We start from the raw sequence: 16,962 nt of genomic DNA, 5'->3' as shown, positions 1-16,962 counted from the left end.
GGAGATCATGAACTTTCAATCAGTCAGGGTTCTACCTATTGAAAATAAAACTTCTTTCCCAATTATACAAGTAAGTCAAGCTTTGGCAAGAGTATTGAAAATACCAGAAAGCGCCTCGGTTGTGGATGTCTGCTGTAGTAGGAATAGAATAACTTGCCAGGTCGTATGTATCAAAGAGAAAGACTTTATGTTAATGGTAGACAAAAACATTTTAGAAAGCTTAATGCTTTCACTAGAAGAGAGAACGTATCTTCTATCATATGAAAACGGCTTGCTTCATATCGGACCAGTTATTGGACTTTTGACAGAAGTAACAACAAATGGCGGAAAGGCTCATTTAAAAAACATAGAAGCTTATTGTCAGGAGCTGGCAGGTTACGCTGAGGACATTGGGGTCATTTTTTATGTTTTCACGCTTGATGAACCTTGGTCTTTTTCCAGTGTGAGCGGTTATGTTTTAGAACAGGGAGAGTGGTGTAAAGCGGAACTTCCTTTTCCCCAGGTTGTGCACAATCGCCTCCATAAACGTACGAATGAGAGAAGTGAAATGTTTCAGCGTTTTATTAAAGATTTACAGAACGGAGGAATTCCGTATTTTAACAACCACTTTTTGAACAAGTGGACCGTCCATGAACAACTAGCCAATACGGACTACTTGTTGCCATATTTACCCGAAACTGAGCTTTTTTCGTTTAAAAGGCTAGAGGAGGCTCTTACTAAATTTCCTGTTTTATTTATCAAGCCCATACATGGTAGTCAAGGAAAACAAATTTTCAAAATAGGGTGGGAACAAGAAGGGTTTTCTCTTCGATATTCCTCTTTTCAGCAGGAGGTCAGCCAAACATACAAGAGTCTTAAAGAGCTTTATGACAGGATTAGTGTTCAGACGAAAAAACGGCAATATATCATTCAGCAGGGCCTCGATTTATTGAAAATGGATGGGAGGCCCATCGATTTTCGTTATCTTTGTCATCGTGCAGAAAACAATCGATGGCGAATTACGTCTAGTACTGCAAGAGCGTCAAAAAGTGGCTCTTTTGTCTCTAACGTTGCTCAAGGTGGAGAATTATTGACCGTTGAAAAAGCAATCCGGACAAAGTTTGCAGCAGAAGAATGTCCTCAAATTGTTAAGCATTTAAAGGAGCTTGCTCTTGAAGTTTCTAAAGAAGTTGGCAACGTCTCAGAAGGAATCTTTGGAGAGCTAGGAATTGATCTTGCCATTGATACAGAGGGAAGGCCTTGGATTATTGAAGTGAATACAAAGCCCTCCAAAAACATGGATTCACCTTCCAATCCAGTTAAGACAAGGCCTTCTGCCAAGGCTGTGATTCTTTATTGCCTGTTTTTGATACATGAACATTTAAAGGAGAGATAAAATCGTGATATCACTCGGCATTATGACGTTCACTGGAGTTACTCCATATATGACAAAGCTTGCAGAACACAGTGCGCCACTTGGGGTTGAGCTTTCTGTCTTCTCCCCTGCTGAACTAGCAGGCATAGAAGATGATGTTAAGGGCTTTGTCTATGATTTTGTTAAAAAGGAATGGGACGAAAGAAAAATTCCCATTCCTCCCTTTGTTTATGACCGCTGTTATTACAATTCGGAAAATGCAGGCTTGAAAATATACAGTACTATTCTTAAAGAAAATAAGAATGTTCAATTTCTAGGACACGGTCTACCTGATAAATGGAAGGTGTATAAAGCCCTCCAACATAACGATGAAATACAAGATTTTTTGCCATTAACAAAAAAACTAACCAGCATTACTTTTTTACTCGCACATTTTCAAAACTATAAATGCTGGCTTTTAAAGCCCGTTAAAGGCTCACAAGGACAAGGTATCATTAAGCTAGAAGAGCTTGATGGACAATATCTTGTAAAGGAAGTTATTCAGCCAAAGGAGCAGCTACTTACCTTCCATCATCAAGCTCCATTGATGGACTGGCTTCATAAAAAGATAAAGAGCACAGATTATCTTTTTCAGCCGTTCTTTAGATTTCAAACTAGAAACAACATTCCGTTCGATATTCGGCTGTTTCTCCAAAAAAACTCGGATGGAGTGTGGATAGAAAGATTAAAGATAATCCGTTTAGGGCAGCCCCATCACATTACGGCTAATCTTGCTGGTGGAGGAAAAATGCTTCCTTTCTCCTTCTTAGAACGAACGCTTAAAAGAGAACAAAAAGAATCCTTCTATCAGCAAATAGCCACCATTAAAGCTTCCCTGCCACAGGCATTAGAGGAAACATGCTCCTCTCTTTTTGAGCTTGCTGTCGATATTGGCATGGATGAGGAGGATAATTTGTGGATTTTAGATATTAATTCCAAGCCCGGACATAAAATAGTAAAGATGGGGTCACCTTTGCTACAAAAAGAAATGTATGAAGCACCGGCAAAGTTCTGCCTGCATCTTGCTACCCTTAAAGGCTATAGAACGGGAGTTGATTGATATGAAGGAATTATTGACTGTTGTGTGCAATGAAAAATTACGAGGGCACCAATTAATTATACCGGAACATTTCAAAGAGTTTCAGATTAATTCTATTGCATTTGGCACCATTGAATTACCGTGTAACGTAAGTTTTCACAGCAGTTCACATCTTTCTATTTCTAAGGAATTGTATGATGAGTTATTGCTTCCTTATAGTGGGAGTATCCATGTTTTTACCCATGAACGTACACTTCACCTTGGACCTTTGATTGGTATTTTCACAGCAGGGTTTACAAGTTCCATTCTCAGGCCCATTGGAGAACGCTCGATATTTTTTTCAAAACTACTTTCCACAGAAAAAAAGGTTGGAGCCTATATGTTTTTATTTGGTGCCAATCATATTAATTGGGAAAACGGAACGATGGAAGGATACATGTTTACGGAGGCTGGCTGGTGCAAGAAAACATTGCCTTTTCCACATGTTGTCTATGACCGTCTTCCTAACAGACGATCGGAAAAGCACAGGCTCTTAGCCAGCACCAGGGAAAAAATGCAAAGAGACTATGCAATTCCCTGGTTCAACCCTGGATTTTTTAATAAATGGGACATTCATCAAAAATTAAGGATTGAAGAAAGAATTGTCTCCTATCTCCCAGAAACGACCAATGATGTGTCGATTGAATCCATTGAAAGATATCTCTCTAAATATCCCTTTGTCTATTTAAAACCCATGAATGGCAGTCTTGGCTTTGGGGTTTACAAAATCATCTACAACCGTGAAGAAAATATGTATTATGTTCGCTATAAAAATAATGAACAAGTGAACAAGCTGCAACGTTTTCTTAATCTCGAAACCTTACTTTCCCACATTTTTAAATATAGAGAAATGTCAAGTTATCTATTACAGCAAGGAATTGCTTTAATTAAGGTAGACGATTCCTTTGTAGATTTCCGTGTTCATACGAACAAAGATGAAAAAGGGGAATGGGTGGTTAGTGCGATGGCTGCCAAGGTGAGCGGCAAAGGCAGCATCACCACACACGCTAATAATGGAGGGGTCATAAAAACGGTCGCAGAGATTTTTTCAGAAAAAGAAGAACACGCCACTATCGTGGAAAAACTTGAGCATGCTTCCCTTTTAATTAGCAGTGCCATTGACACTCATTTACCAGGCTTTATTGGGGAAATCGGCTTTGATTTTGGGGTCGATAAAGAGAATAAGGTATGGCTGTTTGAGGCGAATTCCAAACCTGGGAGATCCATATTCCATCATCCTAAGCTAAGAAATGAAGATATGTTGACGAGAAAGCTTTCCATTGAATATGCGGTTTATTTAACAGAAAAAATGATTAAGCATCCGGAAGGAGTGTTCACATGATAGAGCTTCATTACGAACCCAGCAGCCGTAGCTGGTACCAAATGTTCGATGATGTGAATATGGTGATGCTTGGGAAACATTACGCTGTTCCATATCGGGCAGTACACACAAAAAAACACATTAGCTTTTCTTTTCTTGCCAATGATAGGAAAGCAGGGCCTTTAATAGGCATTTTAGCCAGCCCTAAAAACAAAGGATTTATTGGCAATATCCCCCTATTTAAAAGAATCCAAGTAGCACTACAAAAAAAAGGTGGATTATCGGTCGTTTTTACTCCTGATCAGTTAACGGAGGACGGACTAAGGGGTTATTGTTATTTGCCTAAAGAGGATCAATGGGTAAAAATTCATACCCCCATTCCAGATATTATTTACAATCGTCTCTCTCGCTACCGTGATGAAAAACTATTGATAGATGAAACAGAAAAAATCACATCCATCTATAGCATTCCCATTATCAATCCTGGTTTTTTTGATAAATGGGAGTTGTATTTACAATTAAAGGACAATGATCAACTTCTCCCCCACCTTCCAAAAACCACTCTATTGTCAGTGGAGGGGCTAGAGGAATATCTTGCTCTTTATCCAAGTGTGTATATTAAAAAGAGACGTAGTCATAAAGGGAAAGGCGTCTACCTTATCACTCGAAATGGCGACGCGTTACTAATGAAAACAACCTCTACTACTACCGTTTTATTTCCTAGCATACAAAAACTAATCCTTTATTTTTATAAAAAATCAGGTGTAAAAGACTATATCATTCAAGAAGCCATCCCTACGTTAGGAATGAAAGGCAAGAAATTCGATTATCGTATTTTGGCACATGCAAGTAAAAAGCGTTTTACTGTTACAGGTGTCGGAGTTAGAATGGCGAAAAAACAACAGGTGACCACCCATGTCCCGGCTGGTGGTGTGGTAATCTCCACAGAAGACCTCCCCATGAAAACTGACCAAGAAATCATCGAAAAACTCGTTTCACAATGTGGAAAGCAGCTTATTGCTTTTTATGATGATATTGGAGAGTTTTCAGCAGATGTTGGTGTTACTCCTGATGGGAAGTACTATATTTTTGAATTGAATGCCAAACCGATGGATTTTGATGAGGCTCCCATAAAAAAACATGCAGCAGAAAGAATCACGCGAGTTTTTTATGAGAGAACCAATTTTTTCTTGCAGGAGAATTCGACCTAATGGCGAAAAAATATAGAGAGTAGTTACTTTTGATGATAGGAGGGAGCATCGCTTGATTTCACATTTTCAATTAAAACCCTTATACCAAAACAATCAACTACCGGGCTGGCACCTTTCTTTTTACTACAAGGGGCATTCCGTAAAAGCCGTTTATCATAAAAATGGAACCATTGAATGGCCAGAATCCCAAGCCTTTTCAGAGGAAGAAAGACAGGCTGTGGAAGCTCAAATTCATGAGCTTATGCTTTTTCACGTATATGATTGAATCATTTTCCCTCCTTTAGCTACACTAACAGCTAAGGAGGGATTTTTATGTCAGATAAAAAACAAAAGCAGGAAAGAAAAGACAAAAACAATGAAGGCCGGGATGAGTACTTCATGGATGTGGATCGATATATTAATGAAGGCATGGCTGGTGGTACCGTTTTTGAACGAGATCACTATACAAACATAGAAGAAGCGAGAGACCTTGAAATAGAAGAACCACCTGCTGAGTACCCTTAAGCTCCTCAAACATGAGGAGCTTTTCTGTTATAATAATCCTAACAGAAAGCAGGAGAGGAAATTCATATGGACAATAGATTAGAACAATTATTCCCACATGCACTTATTAAGTCTGCAGTCCCCCATAGTTTTTCAGACTATGTTTGGTTTCTTTCATCAGATGATGAATATATTGGCATTGAAAAAAAAGCGATAAGCGAAAAAGAAACCCTCTTGATTGGTTCTTTTTTACAAAAAGTAGAAAAGGACTCACTAGAGATTTCAGATTCTGAAAAGAGCTGGTTTCGTTTTTTATTGAGACAAGGAGCTACTGGCGAATTCCCCAAAAGTATTTCCTATGACAGGCTTCGGTTTATTCATTTTCAGTTTTCAGAGCGAACCATTCAAAAAAATGAATGGTGGGAGGCGCTGGTTGCTTTTTTTGATAAAACGATAGAAGTGATTTGGGATTCTCCAACAAGTGGTGTCATCATTGAACCATATCTTCCTGACTCTGATGATTCTATTTCATTTTCTGACCTTGCTGATACGATCGCCACGGATTTTTACACGAACCTTAAATTATATATTGGCCCCTACCACCTTTTAGAAGAGGCACTGCCAAACAAATATGAGTGGGAAAAAAGCTGCTTTCAACTGTCTCAAAAAGGTCGGAAACAACGTAATATCCATACCTTTGAAGATGCAATGCCTTACGTATTAACTCAAGATTTAAATGATAGTTTACAACAACAAATACATGAGTTATTCCAACCCATTCTTTTAGAAGAACAAGATTTAATTTATAGCATTAAAGCCTACATTGAAAATAACCTAAACGTCTCGCTCACATCAAAAAAACTATTTATGCACCGCAACACCCTTCAATACCGAATTGACAAATTCATCGAGCGGACGGGCATCGACATCAAACACTTTACTGGTGCCCTTGCCGCCTTTCTTGCGATCATTATTTTAGAGAAGCAGGGATATGGCTCTTCTGCCCCAACAGATGATAAAAAGTGACATTCTCTTTTAAAAAGTAACGTTGCACAAAGACGTTGCTTTTTTTTGTGCACCTTGTACATTTACGAAATGTATGCGTTTTCGGTAAACTGAAATCAGAATAAGAAAACGATTTCATTAGGAGGAGCAAACATGGCAGAATTGAATTTAGATCATATTTATAAGGTGTATGAGGGCAATGTTACTGCGGTGAAGGATTTCAACCTTCACATTAAAGATAAAGAATTTATCGTATTCGTAGGTCCATCTGGATGCGGAAAATCCACTACTCTTCGTATGATTGCAGGACTTGAAGAAATTTCAAAAGGAGATTTCTCCATTGACGGCAAGCGCATGAACGATGTTGCTCCAAAGGATCGCGACATAGCGATGGTATTCCAAAACTACGCGCTATATCCTCATATGAATGTATATGATAACATGGCATTTGGACTAAAGCTTCGTAAATTCCCAAAAGAGGAAATTGATCGTCGTGTAAAAGAAGCAGCAGCAATCCTTGGACTTGAACAATACTTAGACCGTAAGCCTAAAGCGTTATCTGGTGGTCAGCGTCAGCGTGTGGCACTTGGACGTGCAATTGTCCGCGATGCAAAAGTATTCTTAATGGATGAGCCATTATCCAACCTTGATGCTAAGCTTCGTGTTGCGATGCGTGCGGAAATTTCTAAGCTGCACCAACGTCTACAGACAACAACTATTTACGTAACTCATGATCAAACGGAAGCAATGACAATGGCAACTCGTCTTGTTGTTATGAAAGACGGTCTTATTCAACAGGTTGGTTCTCCTAAAGAAGTTTATGAGAATCCAGAAAACATTTTCGTTGGCGGATTCATTGGCTCCCCTGCTATGAACTTCTTCCAAGGTAAATTAGAAGACGGTGCCTTTATGATTGGCGAGCAAAGAATCAGTGTTCCAGAAGGGAAAATGAAAGTGCTTCGTGACCAAGGGTATGTTGGGAAAGAAGTTGTGCTTGGAATTCGTCCAGAGGATATTCACGATGAGCCTGTGTTCATTGAATCTGCTGTTGGCTCTACCATTGAAGCAGTTATTGAAGTATCTGAGCTACTTGGAGCAGAATCGATGCTTTACTCTCAAATTCATGGTCAGGAATTTGTTGCACGCGTGGATTCTCGTACCGACGTGAAACCACAACAGAAACTACAGCTTGCTCTTGATATGAACAAATGTCATTTCTTTGATGCAGAAACAGAATTACGTATTCGTACAAAATAATAAAAAAAAAGAACAGGCCCATCAAGGTGCCTGTTCTTTTTTTCTTATTCCGTCACTGCCAACATTTGCTCAGACTGGCACCCATAACAGACGACCAAATGAAGACACTTTTGGTTTTCTAAACTAGTAAGATCTCCATCGACAAGCTTTAATGTGTTTATCTCCATGTAGGCACTATAATCATCAAGAAAATCAGTGATTCTCCCAAGGTCTATCATATTACCACCACACTCTTGGCAGATGGCATGATACTCCTTTAAACCATTACATAGTGGACAGATTTCCATAAAGGTTCCTCCAATTAGAATGATTGCAACCTCTCATTACTTTTTACCACTATTATAAAAATAATGCTTATATTAATTACCATAAATTACCTCAACAGAACATGAATAACGATATTATCAATTTCAGATAATACAAGTAACAACTTATCACCTCTGGACCATCCCTAGATGGGGGCATTCTTGCATAATCTGGTGCAAATCCAGTCGGTCCAACCAAAAAACTTTATTATGAGGAGATGAATCACATCATGGCAAACAGAAACAATTCGTCTAATCAACTAGTTGCACCTGGAGCACAAGCTGCTATCGACCAAATGAAGTATGAAATCGCTACTGAGTTTGGTGTATCACTTGGTGCAGACACAACTTCTCGCTCTAACGGATCTGTTGGAGGAGAAATCACAAAGCGCCTTGTTCAAATGGCTGAACAACAACTAGGCGGAAGATAAGTTTTCGTTTTTTGTAATAACATAATTTTATACGTTATGGCAAAAGACACCTCATTATTTGGGGTGTCTTGCTATTGTGCATGAAAAAAACCCGAGCCGCAGAAGGCGTCGGGGTTATACTCCACTTTCTATGAGACGTAAGAATTGTTTGGTGCGTTCTGTTTTTGGTGAGTGAAAGATTTCATGTGGTGGTCCCTGCTCCACTATTTTTCCATCATCCATAAAAATCACTTCATCTGCCACTTCCTTGGCAAATTTCATTTCGTGGGTAACAACAACCATGGTCATCCCTTCGTTTGCGAGCTCCTTCATGACGCGAAGCACTTCTCCTACTAGCTCTGGGTCTAGTGCGGAGGTTGGTTCATCAAATAGCATTACGTTTGGTTCCATCGCAAGTGCTCTGGCAATTCCGACGCGTTGCTGTTGACCTCCTGATAGTTCAAACGGATAACTATTAAGCTTTTCTCCCAGCCCCACTTTTTGAAGAATACTCACTGCCCGTTCTTTTACAGAAGACTTCTCTTCCTTTTTAACGGTGACAGGACCCTCCATCACATTTTGAAGCGCCGTCATATGTGGAAAAAGATTATAGCTTTGAAAAACCATGCCTGTAAGCCTTCTGAAGGCAGCAATGTCTTTTGCTGACACCTTTGCAGAAAAATCGAGTGTTTTGGAATCAATTTCAACGAATCCCGATGTTGGTTTCTCTAATATATTTAGGCAGCGCAAAAGCGTGGTTTTACCAGATCCAGACGGTCCAATGACCACCACAACTTTCCCTTTTTCCACATTCAAATCTATTCCTTTTAATACTTCTAAATCACCAAATTGCTTGTGTAAGCTCTTTACAGAAATCATCTTTTGAGCTCCTTTGCTTTGAAACTTATTATTTTGCAACATATCTGTCTAGTCGTCGTTCAATTCTACCTTGAACTAATGATAAACAAAAGCAAATTACCCAGTAAATTGCCCCTGCTTGTCCATATAAGAGTAAAAATTCATAATTAGTTGCTGCAATTTGCTGAGCAACTCGGAACATCTCTGTTACTAATATCAAGGAAGCCAGAGATGTATCTTTTATCAAGCTTATAAACGAGTTAGACAGCGGCGGAATAGATACCCTTGAAGCTTGTGGAAGAATAATTCTTTTTAATGCTTGAGGATAACTCATTCCCATCGAATAGGCTGCTTCCCATTGCCCTTTTGGTGTAGAAAGGATTGCTGCACGAATAATTTCTGAAGCATATGCACCCACATTTAAGGAAAAAGCAATTACCGCTGCCGGAAAGGAGGCAATGGTAACACCAATAGAAGGAAGACCATAAAAGATTATGAAAAGCTGTACTAATAATGGTGTTCCCCTAATAATGGAAACATAGACCCTTGCTAACATTTGCAGCGGCTTTACAGGAGATATCCGAGCTAAAGCTGTTAACACGGCAATCATTAAACCAATGCTAAAAGATAAAAGCGTCAAAGGTATGGTATAAGACAAAGCTCCCTTCACCAAAGGGAGAAGGGAACTTTGTGCTATAGTCAGCCATCTATCCAGACGTTCTGGGTCTGTAAAAATACTAGTCAAGTACATTTTCGCCAAACCATTTCTCAGAAATTTCTTCGTACGTACCGTCTTCAATAATTTCAGCTAACGCTTCATTCACTGCATCTGTTAGTTCGTCACTGCCTTTACGGAACATGAAGCCACTTTGGGCAGCATTTTCGTGTTCTGCAGCAATTTTAATTGCAGCATTCGGACGATTTTTTTGGAAGTCTAAAACAGATAACTTATCATTTATCGTAACATCTACACGTTTAGAGTTAAGTAATTCAATCGCTTGATTAAATCCTTCTACCGATTCTATTTCTGCTTTATATTCACGAGCAATATCGGCATAGTTACTTGTTAAGGATTGGGCAGATTTTTTCCCTTCAATATCTTCAAATGCCTTGATATCCTTGTTATCCTCTCTCGTTACAAGGACAGCTGCAGAGGTAATATAGTGATCGGAGAAAAGATATTTTTCTTTTCGGTCATCACGAATACCAACCTGATTGGCAATCATGTCAAAGCGCTTTGAGTCCAGACCTGCAAACATGGCGTCCCATTGTGTTTCCATAAACTTCGCTTCCACTCCAAGCTTTTCAGCTACGGCTTCTGCTAATTCCACATCAAAACCAGTTAGCTTTCCGGAATCATCATGGAAGGTAAAAGGAGGATATGTACCTTCTGTACCGATTAACAGCTCCCCTTCTTCCTGAACCTTAGTTAAGAGGTTATCTTCTTCTTTAGGAGCAGATTCTCCTGCACCACCATTATTATCCGTGTTTCCGCATGCTGCTAAGACCACACCAGACAGAAGAACGGGTGCAAATATAGATAATAGTTTTTTCTTCATTTCATTAAACCCCCAGTATTCTTATATGAATTAAAATTTTTCACAACATCTTGTATAGTATATAAAGTCACAGCACTTGTCAAAGACTTTGTTTACATAAATTCTTTTCTAACGCCTTTAAGACTAAATCCACTTTTTCAGCGAACGACAAATTTAAATTTACTTGCATGAAAAGAGCACGACAGTAAGGATGATAAAGGGTATGTAAGGTGTGACCAGGAGCAAAAAAGGTTGTGAAGTCGTTCTTTACCATTTATCCTTTCCATAGACTAAGGAAACTTATTCTACTCTTTTCACATTAAAAGGCCCATGGAATTGTATCCATGGACCTAAATATTATCCTGTAAGTCCTTTCGTCCCCTGTTGAAGCTCATACATTTGATAATACTTGCCTTTTCTACTCATTAACTCTTCATGGTTTCCACGTTCTACAATGGCACCACGATCTAACACTAAGATTTGATCTGCATTTTTTATAGTAGAAAGCCGGTGCGCGATTATAAACGTAGTACGGCCTTTTTTCAATACTTCCAAGGCCTTTTGAATAATCGCTTCTGTTTCTGTGTCAATACTGGCTGTTGCTTCATCTAAAATAAGAATCGCTGGATCAAATGCAAGTGCGCGCGCAAAGGAAATTAACTGCCGTTGTCCTGATGAAAGGGTACTTCCCTTTTCAATAACTGGCTCTTCTAGCCCTTTTGGGAGTGCGTTGACAAAATCCATCGCTCCCACATCCTCCAAGGCTTTTTTTACTTTTTCTGGAGAAATTCTTTCATCATCTAAGCTTACATTCGATGCTATTGTTCCAGAAAACAGGAATGGGTCTTGAAGAACAATTCCCATATGCTGCCTTACTACTTGTTTAGGCAAGTCTTGTATATTCTTTCCGTCTATAAGGATGCTTCCCTTTTGAATATCGTAAAAACGGAAAAGCAGGTTCATAATCGAGCTTTTACCCGAACCAGTGTGCCCTACTAATGCGACTGTTTCTCCTTTTTTTGCTTCAAAAGAAATGTCTTTTAATACATATTCATTTTCTTTATAGCCAAACCAAACGGAATTAAAGGAAACATTTCCTTCATACCTTGGGTGCTTTTCATCGGAAACGGCAATTCCAGCTTCATCCATCAGTTCAAATACCCTAACTGAGGATACACGTGCCTGTTCTAGGTTTGCTAGCTGATTGACGATTCCGGTAATCGGACCGAACATCCTTCCTAGATAATCCACAAATGCATAGAGAACTCCCAACGATACCATGCTCCCAATTCCTAAAGATGCACCGCCAAAGTACCAAATCACTGCGACAAAGGAGATATTCCGTAATACCCCTACCAGATTGTGGGAGGTTAGTGCGTTCAAACTTAGCAATTTATTTTGATACGTGAAATGCTGAGTGTTCCAGCCTTCAAACTCTTCCTTTGCTTTCTTTTGTCTGCGAAATGCTTGAATGATCGGCATCCCTTGTATAGATTCATTGATGTTTCCATTGATGTCACTTAGTAATGCTCTAATTTTGTGGTTATAAACAGATGCATATTTTCGATAAATAATAAACCAAACAATTAATATTGGAATAAGCAGCAAGCAAATCGCTGCCAATTTTACATCAAGTAAGAAAAGGGCAATATAGATCCCAGTAATGTAAATGATTCCTGAGAAAAAGGTTGCTAATACTGTGACATATAATTCTTTAATCGTTTCTGTATCATTGGTAATTCTTGATACTACCTTTCCGGCTGGTAAATGATCAAAATATTGTATCGGTAATTTTTGAATCTGACCAAAAACATCTTCTCGCATTTTTTGAATAATGCGATTGGCGGAGGTTTGTAAATAGTAGCTTTGGCCGTATTGGAAAAAGGATGCTACTACAAGCAAGCCAAAATATAAAGCCACTAAAAAAATTAAATATTTCACTTCTGATTGGTAAAAATTCAAAAGTTCACTATTGGAGAGCTCCTGAACCTCATAGGTTTCAGTCTGCTCCCCTCTTGAGATTGTCAATTCATTTCCTTGAACGCTTCTTTCTCCGTCAAAGGCGATATCACCGGCTAGGAAATAATAGTCCCTGCCAACTTGAAGCACTCTGTTTATTTTATTTTCTGCAATCGTTTCTTGTTCCGCTCTATCTTCTCTTATATAGGAGTCACCTTGATATTTTACGGTGTCTGGGGACGTTTGCTCTGTTAGTACCCAGCGTTTTTCAATGCCAAGGATATGCTCATCTATCATTCTTTTTGCAATAAATGGCCCTGTCAATTCTGCAGTCACTGCAATGGAAAGCATAACTAATGCGATGATAATGACTTTCTTTTGTGTTAGAGCGTATCGAAAAAGTCGTTTTCCTGATTTAATTTCTTTCATGTTAATACTTCGCCTCCCGTCGGCGATTGAACCTGCTGTCTTTCATACTGCTCCTTATACCACCCACCAATAGCCATCAGCTGATCATGCATGCCTGACTCTACAATTTTTCCATCCTCTAATACGATGATCCAATCTGCATGCTGAACACCGGACAGACGATGTGTGGTAATAAGGGTTGTTTTTCCAGCTCGTTCTTTTCGAATATTTTCAATGATTTTTGCTTCTGTTTTTGCGTCAACAGCGGATAAGGAATCATCTAAAATTAAAATTTCAGGATTCGCAATGAGTGCACGAGCAATCGATATCCGTTGCTTTTGACCTCCAGATAAGGACACTCCTTTTTCCCCAACAAGGGTAGATAATCCTTCTGGTAGCATTTCTAAGTCTTTTTCAAAGGCTGCAGAGGAAATAGCATGGTTGATATCTGTCTCTGTTGCATTTTCTTTTCCATAAAGGATATTTTCTTTTACCGTTCTCGAAAAAAGAATATGATCTTGTGGCACGTATCCTATCCAGCTGTGAATGTTATCTAAAGATATTTTGGAAAGGTCAACACCATTCACGGTGATGCTACCAGCTCCTAATGGATATTCTCTTAAAAGCTGTTTAATAAGGGTTGTTTTCCCACTACCTGTTTTCCCAACAATTCCAAGCGTTTGCCCCGCTTTTAAATGGAAGTTGATATTTTTTAAATTGTCTGATGTGGCACTTGGATACCGGAAGGACACCTCTTGAAACTCAATTATTTCCGGTCTTTGCACCTTTTCTGTTACATGTGGGTCAGCCACGTCCGCTACATATGCTAACGTTTCATTTACACGGTCTAAAGAGGCATTTCCGCGCTGCATGACATTGATTAATTCACCAATGGCAAACATGGGCCAAATCAGCATTCCTAAGTAAACGTTGAAGGACACTAGCTCTCCAAGGGTGATTGCTTTATGAAACACCAAGTAGGCCCCATAACCCAATCCAATTAAGTAGCTTGCCCCGACGAGCAATTTAATGGTTGGATCAAATAAAGAATCAATGATGGCTACCTTTACATTTTTCTTATACACATCATCTGTCATTTGATGAAATTTATTTTCTTCTGCTCTTTCTTGAACATAAGCACGAACTACACGTACACCTGCAATCGATTCTAAAACTCTGTCATTCATATCACCAAAGGCGTCCTGCGCTTCGGTAAAACGCTGATGAATTTTCTTACCGTAAATTTTCATCGCCAGTGCCATCAATGGCAGAGGAATAATTGCTGCAAGTGTTAATTTCCAGCTAATCATAAAACCCATTGTTCCAAGGATAATAAGCATAAATACACTGGAATCAATGATGGTAAGAACACCAAACCCGGCAGTTGTCGAAATCGCCTTTAAGTCGTTAGTTGCTCTTGCCATTAAATCTCCCGTTCGGTTCTTTTCATAAAAGGTTGGTGTCATCTTAAGCAGATGTCCCATTAATTTGGATCTTAATGAGCGTTCCACTAAAAAAGAGCTTCCAAAAAGCTGATACATCCAGGTATAGGTTATGCCGTATATCACAATTGCCAACACAGCAAGAAAAGCCACATACTGTAAAAGCTTTTCGGATGTAAATGCTCCCGCTTGAATATTATCAATGGCCATTCCAATCATCTTTGGTGGAATAACCTCTAAAAACCCTGCAAAAATAAGCAAACCAATGGCTATTGTGTATCTTTTCCAATGTTGTTTAAAAAACCAACCCAATTTTCCTAGTACTGAAAACATAATGATAAATTCTCCCTTCTAAGCTGAATTCAATTTTTTTGCTACCCTCCATCTGAAGCTACCTTGTACATCATAAACCGCACATAAACATTTTCCATTGTCCATTCCTCCTAAAAATACTTCGTGAAATCAGTGGAAAAATATAGAAATATCCGAACACAAAAAGGTGGCATACCGAACGCAATGCGGTATGCCACCTTTTTATTCCATAAAAAAAGCACACGTCACGCCCTAATGGCGACCTGTGTCTCCCTAGAATAATCCATTATCTAAAAAAGGACAAAACAGAACAGTCTGTTAAATGTTAACAGAAACCACTCTTACAGGACAGGTCACGAGATGTATGAAGTTGTTGGCAGTTGCAGCTACTCTATCTTTCATCATTAAATTTTTCATGCTCGTTACCCTCCTTTTCCTTATTTTTATTATTCATATTTTTTCCACTTTCTTAACTTACCACCAAAGATAAGCTATTGTCAATCTCCATTTTGCCTAATTTTAAGATTGTTTCGAAAATAATTATATTCCTCTTTTTTAGAAAATCACAAATTTGTCAAAATCTTATGGCAGATTTGTTAAAGAAGTATTATATATATATCTTTACATTCTTTTTCTTATACAATAAAGATGTATTCAAAATACATGTTTTAACCAGAGGAGGAAATTCTCATGTTAAGTTCGAAGACCATTTCAATAGTAAAAGCAACGGCACCTGTACTCGCTGTAAAAGGAGAAGAAATAACCACTCATTTTTACCAATCTTTATTTACTAATCACCCTGAACTGTTAAACATTTTTAATCATGCCAATCAAAAGAAAGGCAGACAACAAACAGCCCTTGCAAACACTGTTTACGCTGCAGCTACTTACATTGATCAGCTGGAGGTCCTACTTCCGGCAGTAAAAAAAATTGCCCATAAACATAGAAGTTTAGTCGTTAAACCTGAGCACTACCCTATAGTAGGAAAGTATCTGATAGAATCCATTAAAGCTGTGCTTGGGAAAGATGCCACGGATGAAATTTTAGCAGCTTGGAAAGAAGCCTATCAGGTAATTGCAGATGTTTTCATTTCCGTGGAGAAAGAAATGTATGAGGCATGTGATTGGACAGATTTTAAAGCGTTTAAAGTAGTGAAAAAAGTCAAAGAAAGCCGCGACATTTCATCTTTTTACTTAAAACCTATAGATGGACAAAAGCTACCATCCTTCCTTCCAGGACAATACATTACCATTAGGCTTAACATACCTGGAACAGATAATCTGTTTAATCGCCAATACAGCTTATCAGATGTACCTAATCAGGAATACTTTAGAATTTCTGTCAAACGTGAAGCTGAGGAAGACCGGCCACATGGAATTATTTCAAATTATTTACACGATTCCGTTGAGGTGGGAACGACTTTGGAGGTAACAGCACCCGCTGGAGAATTCACTCTTCAAACCGACCAACAATCACCCTTGTACCTCTTAAGTGGAGGAGTCGGTATCACTCCACTTCTATGTATGTTGAAAAGTCTTCCTGTTCACCAAACAAAACGCGAAACTACGTTTATCCATGCAACAAAAAATGGTGAGTCTCATGCATTTAAGAAGGAAGTAGAAGAAGTGATGGCAACACTCGAAAACGGAAAAGCACACTTTATTTTTGAAAAACCTACAGCAGAAGATAAACTCAAGGAACTCTATCATTTTGAGGGGTATGTAACAAAACAGATGTTAGAAGAGATGAAGATAGATGTGAACGGTCAATTTTACATTTGTGGGCCTGTTCCATTCATGAAAGCTATCATTTTCAACCTTGAAGATTTAGGTGTAAGCGCGGAAAACATCCACTACGAATTTTTCGGACCAGCGATTGAACTAAAAAAAGAAGAAATTCAATTGTAAAAAAATACCCCACTCCTCCTTTAAGAGGGGTGGGGGGAAATGCAAACATGTTATAAAGCAAATGGTCTTTTTAT

The 16,962-nt window shown here is 38.7% G+C and carries 16 protein-coding genes; 10 read left to right on the top strand and 6 right to left on the bottom strand.

Features of this window, described 5'->3' with window-relative positions:
* Positions 1-7 precede the first annotated feature (7 nt).
* The 8 genes from FIU87_RS06045 (at position 8) to FIU87_RS06010 (ending at position 7,748) form a co-directional block, all read left to right on the top strand.
* The gene (locus FIU87_RS06045; RefSeq protein ID WP_152443748.1) at positions 8-1,375 is read left to right on the top strand and encodes a YheC/YheD family endospore coat-associated protein; all 1,368 of its coding nucleotides are present in this window, start codon (positions 8-10) and stop codon (positions 1,373-1,375) included.
* A 4-nt stretch (positions 1,376-1,379) separates the two neighbouring features.
* Entirely contained in the window at positions 1,380-2,453 is a 1,074-nt protein-coding gene (locus FIU87_RS06040; RefSeq protein WP_152443747.1) for a YheC/YheD family endospore coat-associated protein, read from the top strand.
* A 1-nt stretch (position 2,454) separates the two neighbouring features.
* Positions 2,455-3,813: a YheC/YheD family endospore coat-associated protein gene (locus tag FIU87_RS06035; RefSeq protein WP_152443746.1), complete on the top strand. Its 1,359-nt coding sequence runs from the start codon at positions 2,455-2,457 to the stop codon at positions 3,811-3,813.
* The gene (locus FIU87_RS06030) at positions 3,810-5,003 is read left to right on the top strand and encodes a YheC/YheD family endospore coat-associated protein (RefSeq protein WP_152443745.1); all 1,194 of its coding nucleotides are present in this window, start codon (positions 3,810-3,812) and stop codon (positions 5,001-5,003) included. Before FIU87_RS06035 ends, FIU87_RS06030 begins: the two co-directional genes overlap by 4 nt.
* Positions 5,004-5,055: 52 nt before the next feature.
* A complete protein-coding gene (locus FIU87_RS06025; protein ID WP_152443744.1) occupies positions 5,056-5,268 on the top strand; it encodes a YheE family protein in 213 nt (70 codons plus the stop codon).
* Between the two features lie 47 nt (positions 5,269-5,315).
* On the top strand, positions 5,316-5,507 hold the full coding sequence (locus FIU87_RS06020; protein ID WP_152443743.1) for a hypothetical protein: 192 nt from the start codon (positions 5,316-5,318) through the stop codon (positions 5,505-5,507).
* Between the two features lie 66 nt (positions 5,508-5,573).
* Positions 5,574-6,512 (top strand): PucR family transcriptional regulator, encoded by a 939-nt coding sequence (locus FIU87_RS06015; protein WP_152443742.1) that lies wholly within the window; start codon positions 5,574-5,576, stop codon positions 6,510-6,512.
* Positions 6,513-6,644: 132 nt separating this feature from the next.
* Complete coding sequence (locus tag FIU87_RS06010; RefSeq protein ID WP_152443741.1) at positions 6,645-7,748, top strand: ABC transporter ATP-binding protein; 1,104 nt, start codon at positions 6,645-6,647, stop codon at positions 7,746-7,748.
* Between the two features lie 44 nt (positions 7,749-7,792).
* Here FIU87_RS06010 and FIU87_RS06005 read toward each other — a convergent pair whose 3' ends face one another.
* The gene (locus tag FIU87_RS06005) at positions 7,793-8,035 is read right to left on the bottom strand and encodes a hypothetical protein (protein WP_152443740.1); all 243 of its coding nucleotides are present in this window, start codon (positions 8,033-8,035) and stop codon (positions 7,793-7,795) included.
* A gap of 248 nt (positions 8,036-8,283) precedes the next feature.
* Here FIU87_RS06005 and FIU87_RS06000 point away from each other — a divergent pair, with 248 nt between their 5' ends.
* On the top strand, positions 8,284-8,484 hold the full coding sequence (locus tag FIU87_RS06000; RefSeq protein ID WP_152443739.1) for an alpha/beta-type small acid-soluble spore protein: 201 nt from the start codon (positions 8,284-8,286) through the stop codon (positions 8,482-8,484).
* A gap of 114 nt (positions 8,485-8,598) precedes the next feature.
* Here the strand turns inward: FIU87_RS06000 and FIU87_RS05995 are convergent, their stop codons facing one another.
* The 5 genes from FIU87_RS05995 to FIU87_RS05975 form a co-directional block, all read right to left on the bottom strand.
* Positions 8,599-9,342 (bottom strand): amino acid ABC transporter ATP-binding protein, encoded by a 744-nt coding sequence (locus FIU87_RS05995; protein WP_152443738.1) that lies wholly within the window; start codon positions 9,340-9,342, stop codon positions 8,599-8,601.
* Positions 9,343-9,370: 28 nt separating this feature from the next.
* Positions 9,371-10,072, bottom strand: a complete 702-nt coding sequence (locus FIU87_RS05990) for an amino acid ABC transporter permease (RefSeq protein ID WP_152446433.1) — start codon at positions 10,070-10,072, stop codon at positions 9,371-9,373.
* The gene (locus tag FIU87_RS05985; protein ID WP_152443737.1) at positions 10,059-10,880 is read right to left on the bottom strand and encodes an amino acid ABC transporter substrate-binding protein; all 822 of its coding nucleotides are present in this window, start codon (positions 10,878-10,880) and stop codon (positions 10,059-10,061) included. Before FIU87_RS05985 ends, FIU87_RS05990 begins: the two co-directional genes overlap by 14 nt.
* A 336-nt stretch (positions 10,881-11,216) precedes the next feature.
* Positions 11,217-13,238, bottom strand: coding sequence for an ABC transporter ATP-binding protein (locus FIU87_RS05980; protein ID WP_152446432.1), 2,022 nt, complete (start codon positions 13,236-13,238; stop codon positions 11,217-11,219).
* 5 nt (positions 13,239-13,243) lie between these two features.
* Positions 13,244-15,001: an ABC transporter ATP-binding protein gene (locus FIU87_RS05975; protein WP_152443736.1), complete on the bottom strand. Its 1,758-nt coding sequence runs from the start codon at positions 14,999-15,001 to the stop codon at positions 13,244-13,246.
* Between the two features lie 669 nt (positions 15,002-15,670).
* Here FIU87_RS05975 and hmpA point away from each other — a divergent pair.
* A complete protein-coding gene (gene hmpA / locus FIU87_RS05970; protein ID WP_152443735.1) occupies positions 15,671-16,888 on the top strand; it encodes an NO-inducible flavohemoprotein in 1,218 nt (405 codons plus the stop codon).
* Positions 16,889-16,962: the final 74 nt, after the last annotated feature.

Source organism: Bacillus sp. THAF10 (genome assembly GCF_009363695.1).
Lineage (GTDB): Bacteria > Bacillota > Bacilli > Bacillales > Bacillaceae_I > Sutcliffiella_A.
Note: the sequence above shows the minus strand (reverse complement) of the source record. Positions and strands in the feature narration are given on the sequence as shown.